We start from the raw sequence: 329 nt of genomic DNA, 5'->3' as shown, positions 1-329 counted from the left end.
CGCGGCGTTGCTGGCGACCCGGAGGGGGGTATGAGGCATCCGAACACCACCTCCCCAACCCACGCCCTCATCCTGAGGTCCCGCGTCAGCGGCCTCGAAGGAGCTGTCCAGCCGTCCGCGCGATCCCTGGAGGCCTCCTTCGAGGCCGCTGCGCAGCACCTCAGGATGAGGATGCGTGCGGGAGGACAGCCCGCATGAGCGCCCTCGACTCCTTCGCGTTCCTGCGCCCCTGGTGGTTCCTGGCGATCCCGGTCGTGGCCCTGCTGGCGCTCCGCGCCGCCTGGCGGGCGGCGCCGCTGGGCGATTGGGGGCGGGCGGTCGATCCGGCG

At 73.3% G+C, this 329-nt stretch carries 1 pseudogene; it reads left to right on the top strand.

Annotated elements, in window-relative coordinates:
• Window positions 1-194 precede the first annotated feature (194 nt).
• Window positions 195-329 (top strand): annotated as a pseudogene (locus MKL20_RS33215) (VWA domain-containing protein); the annotation flags it as partial.

This window comes from Methylobacterium sp. E-066, from assembly GCF_022829635.1.
Classification (GTDB): domain Bacteria; phylum Pseudomonadota; class Alphaproteobacteria; order Rhizobiales; family Beijerinckiaceae; genus Methylobacterium.
The sequence above is the reverse complement of the archived record's forward strand: the minus strand, read 5'-3'. Positions and strand labels throughout refer to the sequence as shown.